The 16,212-nt window shown below is 38.3% G+C and carries 12 protein-coding genes and 1 pseudogene; 2 read left to right on the forward strand and 11 right to left on the reverse strand.

The annotated features are described in order from the left end of the window. Positions 1-19: 19 nt before the first annotated feature. The 9 genes from B154_RS30675 to leuC form a co-directional block, all read right to left on the reverse strand. Complete coding sequence (locus B154_RS30675; protein ID WP_018614009.1) at positions 20-1,264, reverse strand: 5'-3' exonuclease; 1,245 nt, start codon at positions 1,262-1,264, stop codon at positions 20-22. A 281-nt stretch (positions 1,265-1,545) separates the two neighbouring features. Further along, entirely contained in the window at positions 1,546-2,460 is a 915-nt protein-coding gene (gene uvsE, locus B154_RS0110530) for a UV DNA damage repair endonuclease UvsE (protein WP_018614010.1), read from the reverse strand. A 691-nt stretch (positions 2,461-3,151) separates the two neighbouring features. Further along, entirely contained in the window at positions 3,152-3,547 is a 396-nt protein-coding gene (locus tag B154_RS0110535; protein ID WP_018614012.1) for a (R)-mandelonitrile lyase, read from the reverse strand. A 103-nt stretch (positions 3,548-3,650) separates the two neighbouring features. Further along, on the reverse strand, positions 3,651-4,427 hold the full coding sequence (locus B154_RS0110540; RefSeq protein WP_018614014.1) for an SDR family NAD(P)-dependent oxidoreductase: 777 nt from the start codon (positions 4,425-4,427) through the stop codon (positions 3,651-3,653). Between the two features lie 7 nt (positions 4,428-4,434). Next, on the reverse strand, positions 4,435-5,535 hold the full coding sequence (locus B154_RS0110545; RefSeq protein ID WP_018614016.1) for an NAD(P)-dependent alcohol dehydrogenase: 1,101 nt from the start codon (positions 5,533-5,535) through the stop codon (positions 4,435-4,437). Between the two features lie 990 nt (positions 5,536-6,525). Beyond that, a complete protein-coding gene (gene leuB, locus B154_RS0110555) occupies positions 6,526-7,596 on the reverse strand; it encodes a 3-isopropylmalate dehydrogenase (RefSeq protein WP_026260105.1) in 1,071 nt (356 codons plus the stop codon). A gap of 220 nt (positions 7,597-7,816) precedes the next feature. Continuing rightward, the gene (locus tag B154_RS0110560; RefSeq protein WP_083934949.1) at positions 7,817-9,394 is read right to left on the reverse strand and encodes an alpha-isopropylmalate synthase regulatory domain-containing protein; all 1,578 of its coding nucleotides are present in this window, start codon (positions 9,392-9,394) and stop codon (positions 7,817-7,819) included. A 53-nt stretch (positions 9,395-9,447) separates the two neighbouring features. Continuing rightward, positions 9,448-10,044, reverse strand: a complete 597-nt coding sequence (gene leuD / locus B154_RS0110565; protein ID WP_018614026.1) for a 3-isopropylmalate dehydratase small subunit — start codon at positions 10,042-10,044, stop codon at positions 9,448-9,450. Positions 10,045-10,106: 62 nt separating this feature from the next. Further along, a complete protein-coding gene (leuC, locus tag B154_RS0110570) occupies positions 10,107-11,525 on the reverse strand; it encodes a 3-isopropylmalate dehydratase large subunit (protein WP_018614027.1) in 1,419 nt (472 codons plus the stop codon). A 356-nt stretch (positions 11,526-11,881) separates the two neighbouring features. On the opposite strand from leuC, the pseudogene B154_RS33040 reads away from it, so the two are divergent. Next, positions 11,882-12,898: pseudogene (locus tag B154_RS33040) on the forward strand (aldo/keto reductase). Positions 12,899-12,949: 51 nt separating this feature from the next. On the opposite strand, the gene B154_RS0110580 reads toward B154_RS33040, so the two are convergent. After that, positions 12,950-14,236, reverse strand: coding sequence for a carbohydrate porin (locus B154_RS0110580; protein ID WP_026260107.1), 1,287 nt, complete (start codon positions 14,234-14,236; stop codon positions 12,950-12,952). Positions 14,237-14,801: 565 nt separating this feature from the next. On the opposite strand from B154_RS0110580, the gene B154_RS0110585 reads away from it, so the two are divergent. After that, entirely contained in the window at positions 14,802-14,999 is a 198-nt protein-coding gene (locus tag B154_RS0110585) for a hypothetical protein (protein WP_018614035.1), read from the forward strand. A 137-nt stretch (positions 15,000-15,136) separates the two neighbouring features. Here the strand turns inward: B154_RS0110585 and B154_RS0110590 are convergent, their stop codons facing one another. Then, positions 15,137-16,192 (reverse strand): tellurite resistance/C4-dicarboxylate transporter family protein, encoded by a 1,056-nt coding sequence (locus tag B154_RS0110590; RefSeq protein ID WP_018614036.1) that lies wholly within the window; start codon positions 16,190-16,192, stop codon positions 15,137-15,139. Positions 16,193-16,212 lie beyond the last annotated feature (20 nt).

The following is a 16,212-nucleotide window of genomic DNA, read 5'->3' on the forward strand; positions in this document are numbered from 1 at the left end:
ACTTGTCTTTAATAAACGATCACTCTATCTTCAAGTCAGGTTCGAGCAGGTAAGCAGCAAGTGTCAGGTCGATCCAATGCGTTTTTAAGTGGATACCTAAGCGGCTGATAACTTTCAATAAGGGCTTTAGCTGCCAGCCAACTTTTGTAAAATGGGGCTGGTCTAGAAATTGGATAAGCTCCTTCCATGTTGCATCATCGGCGACAACCAATTCATGAATTGTTTTATTGCTGGCTTGCATTACAAACAAACGAACAGCATGCTGTTCTAAAAACCCGACTGCCATGTCTTTTGATGCGGCCACTTTTTTAAATGCCTCCAAACTTACTGGCTCAACAGCTACGTCCGATGTTTCAGATGCAGCATTTACATTCTCTACAGCATTAATAAAATTCAGCTTCGCCAACCGCTCCCTGATCTTTACGAATTGTAATTCTTCCAACAACGGCAGCAACTTGCCTTCGTCTGGCTTTTTTACTTTGATGTCCTCCCAATCAACGGCAACATCCACATCATCGGTTAAAATTGCAAGCTGCTTATTTTCTAACAACTGGTCTTTGTAGGCTGATATCGACTCTTTAATCTTCGGTTGCTTTATAGATTCTAGTTGCCCGATCAGTTCTTCAACAGATTGATATTGTGACAAAAGCTGTGCAGCAGTTTTGTCGCCAATCCCCTTTACGCCAATAATATTATCTACGCTGTCACCTCTCAGGGCAAGGTAATCGGCAATCTGGTGGGGTGCTACGCCATATTTATTTTTCACGCCCTCAACGTCGAGGGTCTCCATTGTCGCTCCCTTATAAGCAGGACGGAAAAGAAAAATGTTGTCGTTTACCAGTTGTGCAAAATCCTTATCCGGACTTACAATAAAAACCGTGTAACCCAAGGCTGCGTCCTTTTTTGCAAGTGAAGCAATTATATCGTCCGCTTCAAGTCCTTCTTCTTTTAATACGGGTATTTGCAGGGCATCTAAAAGCTGCATTGCGTAAGGAAATGCATTATAGATCTCTGACGGCATCTTTTCACGGTTTGCTTTATAAGTGGAAGATACCTCTACCCTACCTTTCGGTTTTGAATCAAGCGCCGCACCAACAGCATCAGGTTTTTCCTCGGTTAATACCTGGAAAATATAATTGTAGAACACTAGCGTTGTTCGTGTGTCAATACCCGTGGTCGTGCCAAACGTTTTACCCATAGTCGCAAAATGCGCCCGGTATAATAAGGGCATCACGTCGAAAAGGAAGAGGCGTTTATCTTGCATAGGGACAATATCTTGTTTGTAATTTATTTTTTGTAACCAGCATCTGGAAATCTATTGGTCATCAGGAGGAGTGTCCTTCACCACAGTAGTACAAAAGCTACATTCAAATACCAACCGGAAACGGGCTCTTATCGTATTCCGGGGTCTTTTTTTGTTTCTTTTTTGGACAAGCAAAAAAGAAAAGATGATCAACAACGGCAATAGCTTTATTATTCATTTAAAAGCATAAAGAGCAAAAAGCAGATTGCTTCGTTCCTCGCAATTTCCGGACTGATGAGAAGTCAGACTTCATTCAACATCCTGTGCATTTCCATATACTTTATCACTGCCATTTCTTTTGCTTTAGCTTCAAACATAATATCAATATCCTGCTCATACGTTTTTACCTCATCGTATACATAATCTGCATGAGACGTTGGCGACGAAGATGGATCCTCATACTTTTTCTTAGAACTTGAGAAATGCACTACCGGTGTTATACCAGCCGGCCAGGTACCAATTGCTGCAAACAATGCTCCCTGTTCAGTTAGTCCACCTGTACAAAACTCATGATGAAAATAATCAAAAACAACAGGAATACCTGTTTGTTCATACAGCCACAGAAGATCACTAATGGCAAACATATTTGCCTTATCATCGTTTTCGACAGTAAGCCTTTGTTTTGTAGTTGCGGGTAAGCGGACATAACTTTCAGCAAACCTTGCCCGGGCAGAAACCTTATCGCCAAACGCTCCGCCAACATGTATATTTATTTTAGCAAAGGGTGAAACAGGAAGGTTAAGCAGATCCATGATCTCAGCATGTTGCCGCAGCTCTTTAATTGTTTTGGTTAAAACAGTTGGCGTATTGGTTGCTAAAACATTAAATGGGCCTGGGTGAAAGGTGAGCCTGAGGCAAGCTTCCGCTGCTTTTTCCCCGCAACGGGTAAGAATAATTTTGATGGCTTCATAGTCCGGCAGGTCACTGATTTCATACTCGCTCATCCAGGGAATCATATCCGAGCTCATCCTGTAAAAGAGGATGTTATTCTGTATATTCCAATCAATAAACTTTTCAAGATCAATGAAGTTAGCTAGCGCAAGTTCTGATGCATAAGCTATCCCTTTCGCTGTGAATGTTGCCTTCATCATCGAACGGTTTACCACAATTTTCTGGGCGCCAAGTGTCAGGTTAATTGCTGCATATCCATATCGCATATAGTACCCCGTTAAAAATCATACCTTAATGAAACGCGTTAGACGAGGGCTATTTTAAGTTGTCTTAGTGTTTAAGGTTCTCTACATACAAGCGCGAACAGCTAAAAATTGCCTTCTTTTGATCAAATTCATTTTTTTAGTTTTTTTAAACCCTTTAATATATAAACATCAAATCACTAGTAAATTCATCTGAAACGGTAAATCAAACTGTCCGCGAAAGTTTTTGTAATATTGAATTTTACTGTTCCGGCAAATGAAACAGATAAATAAAGAAACTTTCAAGTAGTAATAAAAGTTTTTTACTACGTTTTTTAATATTGAAATTAATAGTGTAAAATACAGAATTATTAAAACGGTACCTTTTAGGTTAAGAATAATATCGGCTTTGTTGTTGTACTCTAAAAAAGAAACGCAGCTGATATGGATCAACCTTTTTACAGTCTGAATAATTTATTTATTATGCATCTTTTTTAATCTTTTTACAAAGATGCCCTTCTTAAAAATTTACGTTTAAATTGTTTTTGTCATGCTAACAGAAGTCGAACAGCTGCTAGTTCAGGCGTTTCCGTTGTGAGCGGTGTGCTACACTTGTTCCTTATTTCGTAACTATAACCGGAAACCTTTCTGGCCCAGTTGTCTTGGGCTTTCGGCATAACGGCTTATTAAGTTTACACCTGTGGCAAATTCTTATTTACGGCTTATACTCTTCATCTGTAACCTTTTCCATCCATTCTACCATTTTACCATTTAGATTTTCCTGTATGGCTATATGTGTCATGCCATTTGTTGCTGTAGCACCATGCCAGTGCTTTTCATTTGGTTCAAACCAAACAATATCGCCTGGGTGAATTTCTTCGATTGCTCCACCCTCACGTTGCGTCCACCCGCAACCTGATGTCACAATTAATGTTTGTCCAAGCGGATGTGTATGCCATGCGGTTCTTGCCCCCGGTTCAAATGTAACGCTTGCTGCAGCACCTCGTCTTGCATCATTTGCTTCGAATAACATATCTACACGTACTGCTCCGGTGAACCAATCCTCCGGTCCTTTAGCTGAAGGCTTTGAGCCCATTCTTGTTATTTGCATTGTTTATTGCTTTGTCCTCATCTTTTAATGGAAAAGATGGACTTGATGAAATATAATTAGTAATTTTTTTGAAAGTTTAGAATTCGGGGTTGGTGGATGTAGCTTAATGAATATTATTAAAGCTAACTCCCGTAATCTGTTGACATAGTGCAAGAAATTTATCCTGTACCACAGCATCTGAAGCTGCTGTCAAGTACCGGTCTTGTTTTTTATGGTGGAAATAACAAGCACTTACTTTGGCTTCAGCATCATTGCTTACAGCCAGCCATACCTGTGTTTGAAAACCTTTTTCAAGATTGTCGGGAGCACCGGCACCGCCCATCTTTGTTGGTACCCAGCCAGGATCAATTGCATTGGAATACACATCCGTCCACTTACGTGCTACAGCCATAGCCAGGATCACGTCATGAAGTTTCGTGTCAGAATAACTTACATGATGATTTCCATCATTTGCACTAACCGGTAAATTGTTAAGGTTTGAATTACCTCCCCGATGCATTCCGGAACTCATGTAAATAAGACGTTTCGGCTTTACTATAAGACAGGTTAAGATATAGGGCGCAAGACTGTTTACAGCAAATACTAATGGCAAACCGTCTTTACTCACACTATTTTTGGGTACGATATAAACCCCTGCGTTATGAATAACCGCATCAAACTTTCCTGACGCATTGGCTTTTGAAGCCAATGCTTTTGTCTCCTCAATACTGGAAAGATCAGCCGTCAATACATCTTCAGCGCCAGGTACTTTATCTAATGCCTGCTTTGCCCTCTCTGCATTGCGCGCATGAAGCACAACCTGGTGCCCCAACTTAACTAATTCCCTTGCTGCCAACTGACCAAGTCCATCTGCCGATCCAGTGATAAATATTCTTGCCATATATTGTCTAAGCCTGTTTTTTTAGAGATGCCATATCAATTACAAAGCGATATTTCACGTCACCTTTCAGCAAACGTTCGTATGCTCCATTAATCTGTTGAATGTTGATCATCTCTATGTCTGACACGATATTATGCTTGCCGCAGAAATCAAGCATTTCCTGCGTTTCAGCAATGCCTCCAATCATTGAACCTGCGAAACTTCTACGGTAAGGAATGAGACTGAATGCTGCAACAGGAAGCGGATGCTCAGGTGCACCTACCAGTGCCAGTGAACCATCTACTCTTAGTAGGCTTAGGTAAGCATTGATGTCATGTTGTGCAGAAACAGCATCGAGAACAAAGTGAAGCTTGCCTGCATAACGGCTCATTTGGTCTTCATCTTTTGAGAGCACCACATCATCAGCACCCAAACGCCTTGCATCTTCAAATTTTGAACTTGATGTAGTAAATACAATTACTTCTGCGCCCATAGCTTTAGCAAGTTTTACACCCATGTGTCCTAAACCACCGATACCAACAATACCTACTTTTTTGCCGGGACCAACATTCCAATGCTTAAGCGGTGAATAAGTTGTGATGCCTGCGCACAACAGCGGTGCAGTAGCTGCCAAATCAAGATTTTCAGGTACGCGTAAAACAAAGCTTTCATCCACAACTATGCTTTCTGAATAACCGCCATAAGTTTGTGTGCCCAAGTGTTTATCAGGCGAATTATACGTTCCGGTGTTTCCTTCTTCGCAATATTGCTCGAGGCCTTCTTTGCAATAATCGCATTCGCGGCAGCTATCAACCATGCAACCTACTGCCGCCAAATCACCTGCTTTAAATTTTGAAACATAATTGCCAACACTTATAACTCGTCCAACGATTTCGTGACCCGGTACGCAAGGATAGATTGTACCATGCCACTCGTTTCGTACTGTGTGCAGGTCTGAGTGACAAACACCGCAGTACAATATTTCAATTTCTACGTCGTGAGACTTAGGTGTTCTTCTTTGAATATGTAACTGTTCCAATAGTGCGTCGGCTGCTTCTGTGCCAAATGCGTTTACTTTTTTTGTTTTAAGGGTAATTACTCCTTCTGCGGTTGTTCTTACTGCTTCCATATAAAAGGTTTTTGTTGTTTGATGTAAAAAGACAATTTCAAATCATTAATGCTTGCACTGTAAATCTCTCCAATAACCGTACTGCCTTTTATTTTAACTGCTTTTTTTATTTACTTAATTCTACAAAGATTTCATTTTTACCTGCTGTTATAGTTTGACAGTTTGCTGTAGTGTTACATTCTTGTGATATAGCTGTGTTTCCACAACCAAACACCTAGCGCGAGCCTGTCTTAACATCACTCAGACGACTGCCATTATTGTCAATTGATTTACATTTATTCCAATTCTAACGTGATTGTTACATTTTGTGAACCCAAAGCGGCAGCTAATCCTAAAGGGTCGCCGATGTGATAAATACAACCTCCCATACTTTGGGGTATTCAGGGTCATCCAAGTCGATAAGTTCTCCTGATTTTAGTCTATCAAATATGTCTTTAGCAGATTGACTCATACATCTATTTTTGCGTGATTGTTACAAGGCATAGATTCTTCTCATACTTGCCCAACTAACCTCATTCTCTAAAAAGTCGTGGATACAATGGCTCTTTCTTCCAATAACAGACCAGACAACACTGAGCTGCTGATATGCCGGTAAAGAAACTGGAAAGAGACCGCATTACATCAGAAACCATACTGTGCAGACTTCAAATATGGTGTGGTGGTTCAGAGGCTAAAGGTGAGAAGCAGCAAAATAAGCAATGTTACAAATGCAAGGGTTTAACACATGAATTTCTGCAAAACCAACGTTAAAAAGGCCAAGCAAATTGTTGATTTAAAGGTTGGACTAGGAATCCAGTACCTCAGTTTGTCGTACCGGTATTTTAAAAACTTATGAATTGTTTAATGCCGTAAGGCTAACGATAAATACTAAAAATGGCTCTTTTTTAAAGAGCCATCACACATTGTAACTTTGCCTGGTTCAAGTCGTTTATCTTTAACTTGTTAGTCTTTGTTATTTTACAAATGCAACTTATTAAATCATTACAAAATCTAAATAAACTTCAATACTTGCTCACCCATGGCATCCGTACCAAGTATTTTATTTGTAGCAGTCTGAGCATCCGCAATATCGCGTGTGCGGTACCCTTCTTTTAAAACCTTGTCAACTGCATTGATTACAGCCTCAGATTCTTCCTTCATATTAAAAGAAATATCTAACAATAATGCAGCAGAAAGAATAGAAGCAAGAGGATTTGCAACACCTTTACCAGTTATATCATGTGCAGAACCATGAATAGGTTCATATACTCCTGTACCATCACCTATGGACGCAGAAGCAAGCATACCCATAGAACCTGCAATTTGTGATGCTTCATCGGTAAGTATATCTCCAAACAGGTTAGCTGTAACAACAACATCAAAACGACGTGGATCTTTTATTAATAACATGGCTGTTGCATCAACAAATTGATGTTCTACTTCCACATCAGGATATTCTAAAGCAATCTTTTGAACCACTTCTCTCCAAAGCCTGCTGGTTTCAATAACGTTTGCTTTATCTACTGAGCAAAGCTTCTTTCGTCGGGTTCTTGCTGCTTCAAAAGCTTTACGGGCTATTCGCTCAACCTCAAACCGGCTGTATTCTGCTACATCATAGGCTGTATCGCCATTGTTCTTACGACCTTTTTCACCAAAATAAATGTCACCTGTCAGTTCGCGAAAAAAAAGAATATCAGCCCCTTTTAAAATTTCAGGCTTTATGCTTGAAGCGTCTAGCAATTCGTCAAATAATTTAATAGGACGAAGGTTTGCGTATAGTCCAAGTTCTTTACGCATTTTTAATAACCCTTGTTCCGGACGCACCTTAGCACTGGGATCATTGTCGTATTTAGGATGACCTACTGCACCAAACAAGACAGCGTCTGAAGTTTTCATTTTTTCCAGTGTCTCGTCAGGCAAGGGATTACCAGTAGCTTCAATCGCCACATGACCAATCAATGCCTCATCATAAGTAAATTCATGTCCAAACTTTGCAGCTATTTTGTCTAATACTTTTTTTCCTACAGCCGTTACTTCCTGTCCTATTCCATCACCCGGAACCACCAGTATGTGTTTTTTCATTTTAAAAGGCACAAAGGCATTGAAGCAACACGGCTTCTGGCCTATTGTTTAGTTTTAGTTAGTTAATTTATTTTTCTTATTAATGATAATAGCATTTTATCTAATCGATTTGTTTAAAAAACAAATTGATCTGTATGGTCTAACGTATTTATTCCGCAGTCTTCTGCAACACTACTTACACGCCATATTGCACTTTAAACAGTTGATCATGGGCTTTCTCTTAAATTAAATTCAACATTTTTTGAGTAGCTTTTATTGCCGCAACAGTTTGATCGCTGTCAAGCCCCCTAGTTTTAAATTCTTTATGATTAAGACACCAGGTAATGATAGTTTCGCAAAGCGCATCAGATTTTCCCCCTGGCGGAATGCGTACAGTGTAATCCGTCAATTGGGGAAGCTCTAACTTTTTCTTTTGATAGACCAGCTTTAAAGCATTCATAAAGGCATCATATTGTCCATCACCTTGAGCGTGTTCTTCAAAGCTTTCGCCTTCAATAGTTATTTTTAAAGTAACAGAGGGGCGCAGATTTTTTGAGTGAGTTAAAACATAATTTTCTACACTCACCTTCTCTTTTATTGTTTTACTATCTAATATATCAGAAATAATGTACGGAAGATCCGCCTGCGTAACTACTTCTTTTAAATCACCTAATTCAATTATACGCTGTGTAACCTTCTTGAGGTCTTCATCAGAAAGTTGAATACCAAGCTGATTCAAATTGTTTTCGATATTCGCCTTACCACTTGTTTTGCCCAAAGCATATTTACGCTCACGACCAAAACGTTCAGGCATTAAATCGTTGAAGTAAAGTTTATTCTTTTTGTCACCATCAGCATGTATGCCGGCAGTTTGGGTAAAAACATTTTCCCCTACCACAGGTTTATTATCAGGTATTCTGAAACCAGAAAAAGTTTCAACAAGTTTACTTACAGAATAAAGTGCTTTTTCATCTACAGAGGTATTTACACTTTTCACATAATCATTTAAGACTGCTACAGCACTTGCAAGCGGCGCATTGCCTGCACGTTCACCCATACCATTTACGGTAAGATGAAGTCCATGAACGCCGGCTTTTACAGCTTCTAGTACGTTTGCAGTACCTAGATCATAATCATTGTGTGCGTGAAAATCGAAATGAAGATCCGGATACCGATGCACCAGCTCATCTATAAAAGCATAAACCTCAGATGGAATAAGTACACCTAAAGTATCAGGAAGCAATACACGTTTAATAGGTTGAGTTTGTAGGAAATCAATGAATTGTAACACATACTCTTTCGAATTGCGCATGCCATTGCTCCAATCTTCAAGGTAAACATTGCATTCAAGACCTTTTGATTTTGCAAGAGCAATTACGTCAGCTATGTCTGCAAAATGTTGTTTGGGCGTTTTCTTCAGTTGATGCGTTAAGTGGTTTAATGACCCTTTTGTAAGGAGGTTCATTACTTTAGCACCTGCCTTCAGCATCCAGTTTACTGATGTATCTCCATCCACAAAAGTCAGAACTTCTACCTGGTCAATATAACCTGTGGCATTTGCCCATTCAGTAATTTTTTTAACCGCTTCAAACTCCCCTTCGGACACTCTCGCAGAAGCAATTTCAATTCTGTCAACCTTTAATTCAGTTAAAAGAAGTTGAGCAATAGTTAGCTTTTCTGAAGAAGAAAAACTGACTCCACTCGTTTGTTCACCATCGCGAAGAGTAGTGTCCATTATCTCAATATGTCTCTGGGGGAGCATTGTCGATGTTGCTGAAGACTTAACTGGCTTACCTTTAGGCTCTATTGCTACTTGCATAATTGAATCGAATTTCAAATAAAAAACTTGCAGTTATTTTTTGGCCGAATGTTTTAATAAACACTACTTTCCGCAAATGTGTTTATTTCACTTTTCATGGCCTGCAAATAATCTATATCGTCGAATCCATTCAGCAGGTTATGTTTTTTATAACCATTGATATCAAACTTTTCTTTCTCTTTGGTAGCCAGAATGGTAATTGTTTGCTCCGGTAAGTTTACTTCCAGTTGAGTTTTTGGGTCTGCTTCAATAGCGGTAAAAATTTTATCTAAAAACTCAGGACTAACCTGGACAGGAAGAATACCAACGTTAATGGCGTTGCCTTTAAAAATATCAGCAAAGAAACTGGAAACGACACAACGGAAACCGTAATCGTAAATAGCCCATGCAGCGTGCTCGCGACTGCTTCCACTGCCAAAGTTTTTACCTCCGACTAATATTTTACCCGAATAAATGGGGTTGTTTAAAACGAAATCTTCTTTAGGAGAATTATCATTATTATATCGCCAGTCTCTAAAAAGGTTTTCTCCGAAACCTTCGCGTTTGGTCGCTTTCAAAAAGCGGGCTGGTATAATTTGATCAGTATCTACGTTTTCGATCGGTAAAGGAACAGCAGAGCTTGTAAGAACAGTAAATTTATCGTAAGCCATGATAGTGAATAGTCAATTGTAAATTAAATAATATTTTAAGGCGGTAAAGAAGGAGGCCGCTGTTACACAGCAGCCTCTTCTAATAATTCTCTCGGATCTGTTACAACGCCTGTAACAGCAGCAGCAGCAGCAACTAATGGACTAGCTAACAAAGTCCGGGCTCCGGGGCCTTGACGACCTTCAAAATTTCTGTTGCTCGTACTTACCGCATATTTACCAGCAGGAATTTTATCATCGTTCATTGCTAGACATGCAGAGCATCCCGGCTGACGCAGTTGGAAACCCGCTTCAGTCAAAATATCCAAAATACCTTCGTCTTTAATTTGTTGTTCAACTACGTGTGAGCCTGGAACTATCCACGCGGTTACATTCTCTGCCTTTTTGCGACCTTTTATTACAGATGCAAAAGCTCTAAAATCCTCAATACGGCCGTTGGTACAGCTACCTATAAATACATAATCAATTTTTTTGCCTTTCATTTCCTCACCTTCGTGAAAGCCCATATAGTTAAGAGACTTTTCGTAAGTACTCTTACCACCGCCAACTTCTTCAGCTAAAGGAATATGATTGCTTATGCCAATGCCCATACCGGGGTTGGTACCATAAGTAATCATTGGCTCAATATCAGCAGCATCAAAATTATATTCTTTATCAAATGTTGCTCCTTCTTCAGTTTTTAAGGTCTTCCAATAAGCCAGCGCTTTATCCCATGCTTCACCTTTTGGAGCTTTTTCGCGACCGTTTATATAATTAAAAGTAGTTTGGTCAGGAGCAATCATACCCCCACGGGCACCCATTTCAATGCTCATGTTACAAACCGTCATACGACCTTCCATGCTCATGTTTTCAAAAACATCCCCTGCATATTCTACAAAATAGCCTGTAGCACCGGCGGTAGTTAGTTTAGAAATGATATATAGAATAACATCTTTTGGAGTAACGCCTTTGCTAAGATTGCCATTAACATTAATGCGCATTTTCTTAGGTTTAGGCTGCATAATACACTGAGACGAAAGTACCATCTCAACTTCAGACGTGCCAATACCAAAAGCAATCGCTCCAAAAGCTCCGTGAGTTGAAGTGTGAGAGTCTCCGCAAACGATAGTCATGCCAGGAAGCGTAATACCATTTTCCGGACCAACTACATGTACAATACCATTTTTAGGATTACCAAGACCCCAATGAGAAATACCATACTTCGATGAATTTGTCTCCAATGCTTTTAGCTGATTTGCTGAAAGCGGATCTTGCACCGGAAGGTGTTGATTTACAGTAGGTGTGTTATGATCGGCAGTAGCATAAGTACGGTCAGGAAACATAACATTAACGCCCCTGTTTTCAAGACCAAGAAAAGCTACAGGGCTGGTAACTTCGTGTATAAAATGCCTGTCAATAAAAAATACATCCGGGCCGTCTTCGATTTTTCGAATCACGTGTGCATCCCACACTTTATCAAACAATGTGGTAGGAGTGTTGCTCATTTTTAAATAGTTTAAGATGTTTCTTTGCTGCTTTTAAAATATTGCGAAGTTTCAGAAAAACTTATTAAATAAAACGTCAATTTTATAAAAAATTATACTGCAAATCAATTTTTAATGGCAATTGTTGCCATATGTGTAGCAAAAATAGCACAATACAGCTACTTTAATCTAAACTCGTTTTTTACAATAGAAAATTAAGGTTGATTGCGAATATGAAAATTTGAAGGACAATGCTTCAGATGATGTTTTTAATGCAGTGGAAGATGTGGCCTATAGCTGAATAAAAAATCTCCAACCTTTTTGCTTGCGGTTTGTTGTCTTACTTTTATCCTTTAAATATTTTCAACAAACATTTTATGAAATACAAAATTTTAGGGAATACAGGACTTAAAGTTTCTGAGCTATGCCTTGGCACAATGACTTTTGGCGGCAAAGGTTATTGGACAGCGATAGGACAGTTGCCACAGGAACCAGTAGACGAATTAGTTAAACGTTCGGTAGATGCAGGAATAAATTTCATCGATACGGCGAATGTGTACTCAGAAGGGTTATCTGAGGAAATGACGGGAAAAGCTATTCGAAATCTTGGCCTTAAAAGAGACGATCTTGTTATTGCCACAAAAGTAAGAGGAAAGATGAGTGAAGGACCTAATGGGTTCTGGTCTTACCCGTAAACACATAATGCAGAAGAAAGCCTTCGTCGTCTTAATGTTGATTATATAGATTTATACCAAATACATGGTTACGACCCGCTTACTCCCCTTGAAGAAACGCTTCGTGCACTCGATGAGCTGGTAACAAGTGGCAAGGTCAGATATATCGGCTGCAGTAATCTTGCAGCCTGGCAACTTATGAAAGCACTCTCCTACTCTACGTACAAAGACATATCAAAGTTTGTTTCGTTGCAGGCTTATTATACCATTGCCGGTCGGGACCTGGAAAGAGAGCTGATACCATTGTTAAACGACCAAAAAGTAGGTTTAATGGTGTGGAGTCCTTTAGCGGGCGGGTTACTTAGTGGAAAATATGGACGAAACATGCAAGGTCCTGAAGATAGCCGCCGTATTAATTTTGATTTTCCTCCTGTAGACAAAGAAAAAGCTTTTGACATTATTGATGTTATGCAACCAATAGCGCAACAAAAAGGTATCTCTGTTGCTCAACTGGCATTAGCTTGGTTACTGCATCAGCCTGCTGTGACGAGCGTAATTATAGGTGCAAAAAAAACAGAACAACTTGAAGACAATCTAAAAGCTATAGATGTAAAGCTTACCACTGAAGAACTGGAAAAACTAAATGATGTAAGCAAGCTGCAACCCGAGTATCCCGGATGGATGTTGGATCGGCAGGGACAAGACAGGAAACAGGAATAAATGATTTAATTTATAAATTTGTTTGCAATAGGGTTTCAAAGTCGGCCTATGTTATAATTGATAGTGAAACCTTATTGCTACAATATGTACCGGTCCCCTGTCTTTATTATACCCGGGATGAATAACAAATTGATAATCCGGCGAAATATACAAGCTTTTGAATGCATTGAACGAGTAATAACTTTCGACAATATTCTCTGTGCCATAATTTAATTTTCCATCTCCAATCAAAAAACCATAGCCTCCGGCAGCAAGATAATTTCTGTGTTCACCTGATAAACCATTTACAACTGTTGCAATCCCAAACATATCATTTTCTCTTTTCCAGATATTGCCTTTAAAAGAAAAGCCTGTTGCCACGCTTCTGTCTATTTCTGTAAAAGCCCACGTTTCATTGTTACCGTCGTTATAACTGGCTCTAACAAAGTGGAGTATATTACCAAAATGATTATCTATTATTCCATATATACCCTTTTTGCTTCTTCCGTATATCCTTGTTGCAATTACATCAGGAGAGTTCAAAGATTTTTTTAAGGCAGTTTCATAATTGCCCATTCTTGCCCTGTTATAAAAAACGCCAAGACGCACATTGGTAAAAAGATTTTCACCCTTTTTTATAACATTATCTTTTTCTAATTCTATTGCCGTTCCCACTGCATCTCCCCCTTTAAACTGCAATTCCTTGCCATTTGCTTCCATAGGAACGCCTGTAACAGCAGAGCGGATTTTCCAATCATTATAAAAGGCCTGCGCAACAACCCCCATTGTGTAACCACGAACATTTGCCGGATAATCCCAGGCGCCACTCGCCATCAAACTCCAGTTAAGAAACTGCAAGCGTGGGTCATGACTCACATCTGAACCATCAAAGAAATCTGTAATACTAAATTTTCCTGCCAAAACGGATACATAATTAAAAAGAAGCGTTTTTTTTGCACTATCCTTATCTGTCGTTATCACCTTTTTATTACCAGGCAAAGGAAAGCGTTGTTCAATATATAAACGAGCGATATATGGCTGAGGTGAAGGATTACCTACCCGGTAAATTTCTCCGTTTGGAAATCCTGCAATACCCAGCGTTTTGCTTAGCCCTTTACCCCCTGCAGCTTCCGGATTAAAAACTATATAAGTATATTTAAAGGGATGATAGTTGATAAAAAAAGTGGTAGTCAATGAAGTCTTTACTGCCTCGTCAGGTATTAAGCTATTGGCTCCCTGGTATGGAGAAGTGAATTTAAAATGATATTGGGGAATAAGAGTAGCCTGCCAGTGAATAGAAAGTTTTTTATCTATACTATTTTGAGCTAATAAGACTTGTGAGCAAAGCAGTGAAATCAAAAACTGAATTGTTTTTGTACAGGAAAAACGCATATAAAGTGTGGTTAAAGTAAAATAATCTCCTACTAAAAATTTAAATACTCTTTTTTATAATCAATTTTATTGCTATCGTTTGTAGTTTTTAGCACAAGGATAATTGTGCAAATATCGACAAATGCCTTTTCTATTAATATAATTCTTATCTGTTACAAGAGAAAAATAAAGTAGGATCAACTAATTTCTGTTAAAAACATTCATTTATTATTATTAATTATATATATGTCATTAAAGTTTTTTTCACTTATTTACTCCAATTGTTAACACCAAACCTTATAATAGTAATCTTATTTAAAAAAACGAAAAGACATTTTACCAACATAAACAGTATTTAAATTTAATGTTATATACAATTTTGAATACGATTGTTAATATTGTTTATACTAACGCTTGTTCTAAAATATCCCCTAAGTAAATTTGCATTATCAAATAAGGAAGATTATTTGTTGTAGTACTACTCTAATAACTATCCCTCTCTAGCGCTTCGCTTTTTTGCACTGCCTTGCAATAATAGTAAAAATTGAACATAATGAACAGTAATGTAATGCCTTCTATTGTACAAATAGAAAAGGAAAATTTAAAAAAACTTGTAGAAGAAGTAAAAGAAACTTTGGCAACTGATATTGATACAAACACAATAGTTTCTAAACAAAAATCATTTGGCCTTGTAGATCTTTGGAATCGCCAAAGAAGTATGCGAACCGCAACCTTTTTAAGGAAGTATTGATAATTGATTCAATAGATTTTTGAATATTTAAGAAGTTTACAAGAAAAGAATTGAGATAACCAGTGAGAATAGGTATTTTCACTGGTTTTTTTATTTGTAACATAAAGAAGTCTAAAACTTTACTACATCAATTCTTGCTATGCAGGTTTAGCTTTTATCGTTGTAAAAGATTTCAACGAACTATAAAGCATACCAGTAAAAGTAATCAACCACGCTGCTAAGGCAATATAGATAAAACCTTTAGCTATCATTTCAAAATAAGGAGAATGCAAAGCCTGCGAAAGACGTATAGAACAAACTGTGTACATACCAAAAGAAAAAACAAGACTCCAATTGGCAGGCTGGTAAGTGAACTCTATTTTTTTATAGAAATTTCTCCATATGTCCAAAATTACAATTAAAGGTATCCACCACGTTCCGGTAATCCAGGTAAGTACAACAAATCCTCTTAAAAAAGGAATATAATCATAAATGCCTGGAAAATTATTTATACTGGTAATAAGTGTAGCACCTGATAACGTAGTGATAGCGGCAGCGCCCATATCTATCCAGTAAGGTGGAGTAACTTCTTTAGCAGTAACTTTATAAAAAGTGAGCCGGTAAAAAATTATCACTATAAGTATATTGTAAAACATAAACCCTAACACATACAGACCAAGGGCAACGAGCATTGTTAGGTCGACAGGAAAAGGCAAATGAGCATTTAAAGAAGTCGCTAAAATAGAAAGTGATTGTGTCGAAACCGCTATGAGTAACCACAGTCCATTCATACCTTCTTCCAAAGATGGCTTTTTCTCTTTTATAACTACAGAAGTTAAAAATCCGTAAAGAACAACCAACCAAACGACACCGGCAAAAAACCAAAGAACAACAGCAGGGGTAAAATTTTGTCTTATCAATACATATTGTATTCCCAATATGCATGAGCCTGCAACCAGGGTAAGGTAACCGGCGCCTTTGGCATGAGCAGATAAATCATTTGCAAATTGAGAAGAAAATAATATGAGCCGCAAAAGAAAAATCGCCAACAGTATTACAAATTCTAGGTTATTAAGCCAAAACAATATATTGCTGATAAATTCAAATTGTAATAAATGAGCGGCTATCGATACAATTCCGGTTGCCATTACCAAAGCAAAATAAGCGGGGGAAAAACTTTTGATTTTTTCTTTTATAAAAAGGCTAGATTTCATTTTCTTTTCTTAACTCTTTT

Source organism: Segetibacter koreensis DSM 18137 (assembly GCF_000374045.1).
Lineage (GTDB): Bacteria > Bacteroidota > Bacteroidia > Chitinophagales > Chitinophagaceae > Segetibacter > Segetibacter koreensis.

Bases quoted from the DNA above. Each gene is read 5' to 3' on its own strand.
- B154_RS30675 (WP_018614009.1), bottom strand. From the start codon at position 1,264: ATGCAAGATAAACGCCTCTTCCTTTTCGACGTGATGCCCTTATTATAC.
- uvsE (WP_018614010.1), bottom strand. From the start codon at position 2,460: ATGCGATATGGATATGCAGCAATTAACCTGACACTTGGCGCCCAGAAA.
- B154_RS0110535 (WP_018614012.1), bottom strand. From the start codon at position 3,547: ATGCAAATAACAAGAATGGGCTCAAAGCCTTCAGCTAAAGGACCGGAG.
- B154_RS0110540 (WP_018614014.1), bottom strand. From the start codon at position 4,427: ATGGCAAGAATATTTATCACTGGATCGGCAGATGGACTTGGTCAGTTG.
- B154_RS0110545 (WP_018614016.1), bottom strand. From the start codon at position 5,535: ATGGAAGCAGTAAGAACAACCGCAGAAGGAGTAATTACCCTTAAAACA.
- leuB (WP_026260105.1), bottom strand. From the start codon at position 7,596: ATGAAAAAACACATACTGGTGGTTCCGGGTGATGGAATAGGACAGGAA.
- B154_RS0110560 (WP_083934949.1), bottom strand. From the start codon at position 9,394: ATGCAAGTAGCAATAGAGCCTAAAGGTAAGCCAGTTAAGTCTTCAGCA.
- leuD (WP_018614026.1), bottom strand. From the start codon at position 10,044: ATGGCTTACGATAAATTTACTGTTCTTACAAGCTCTGCTGTTCCTTTA.
- leuC (WP_018614027.1), bottom strand. From the start codon at position 11,525: ATGAGCAACACTCCTACCACATTGTTTGATAAAGTGTGGGATGCACAC.
- B154_RS0110585 (WP_018614035.1), top strand. From the start codon at position 14,802: ATGAACAGTAATGTAATGCCTTCTATTGTACAAATAGAAAAGGAAAAT.
- B154_RS0110590 (WP_018614036.1), bottom strand. From the start codon at position 16,192: ATGAAATCTAGCCTTTTTATAAAAGAAAAAATCAAAAGTTTTTCCCCC.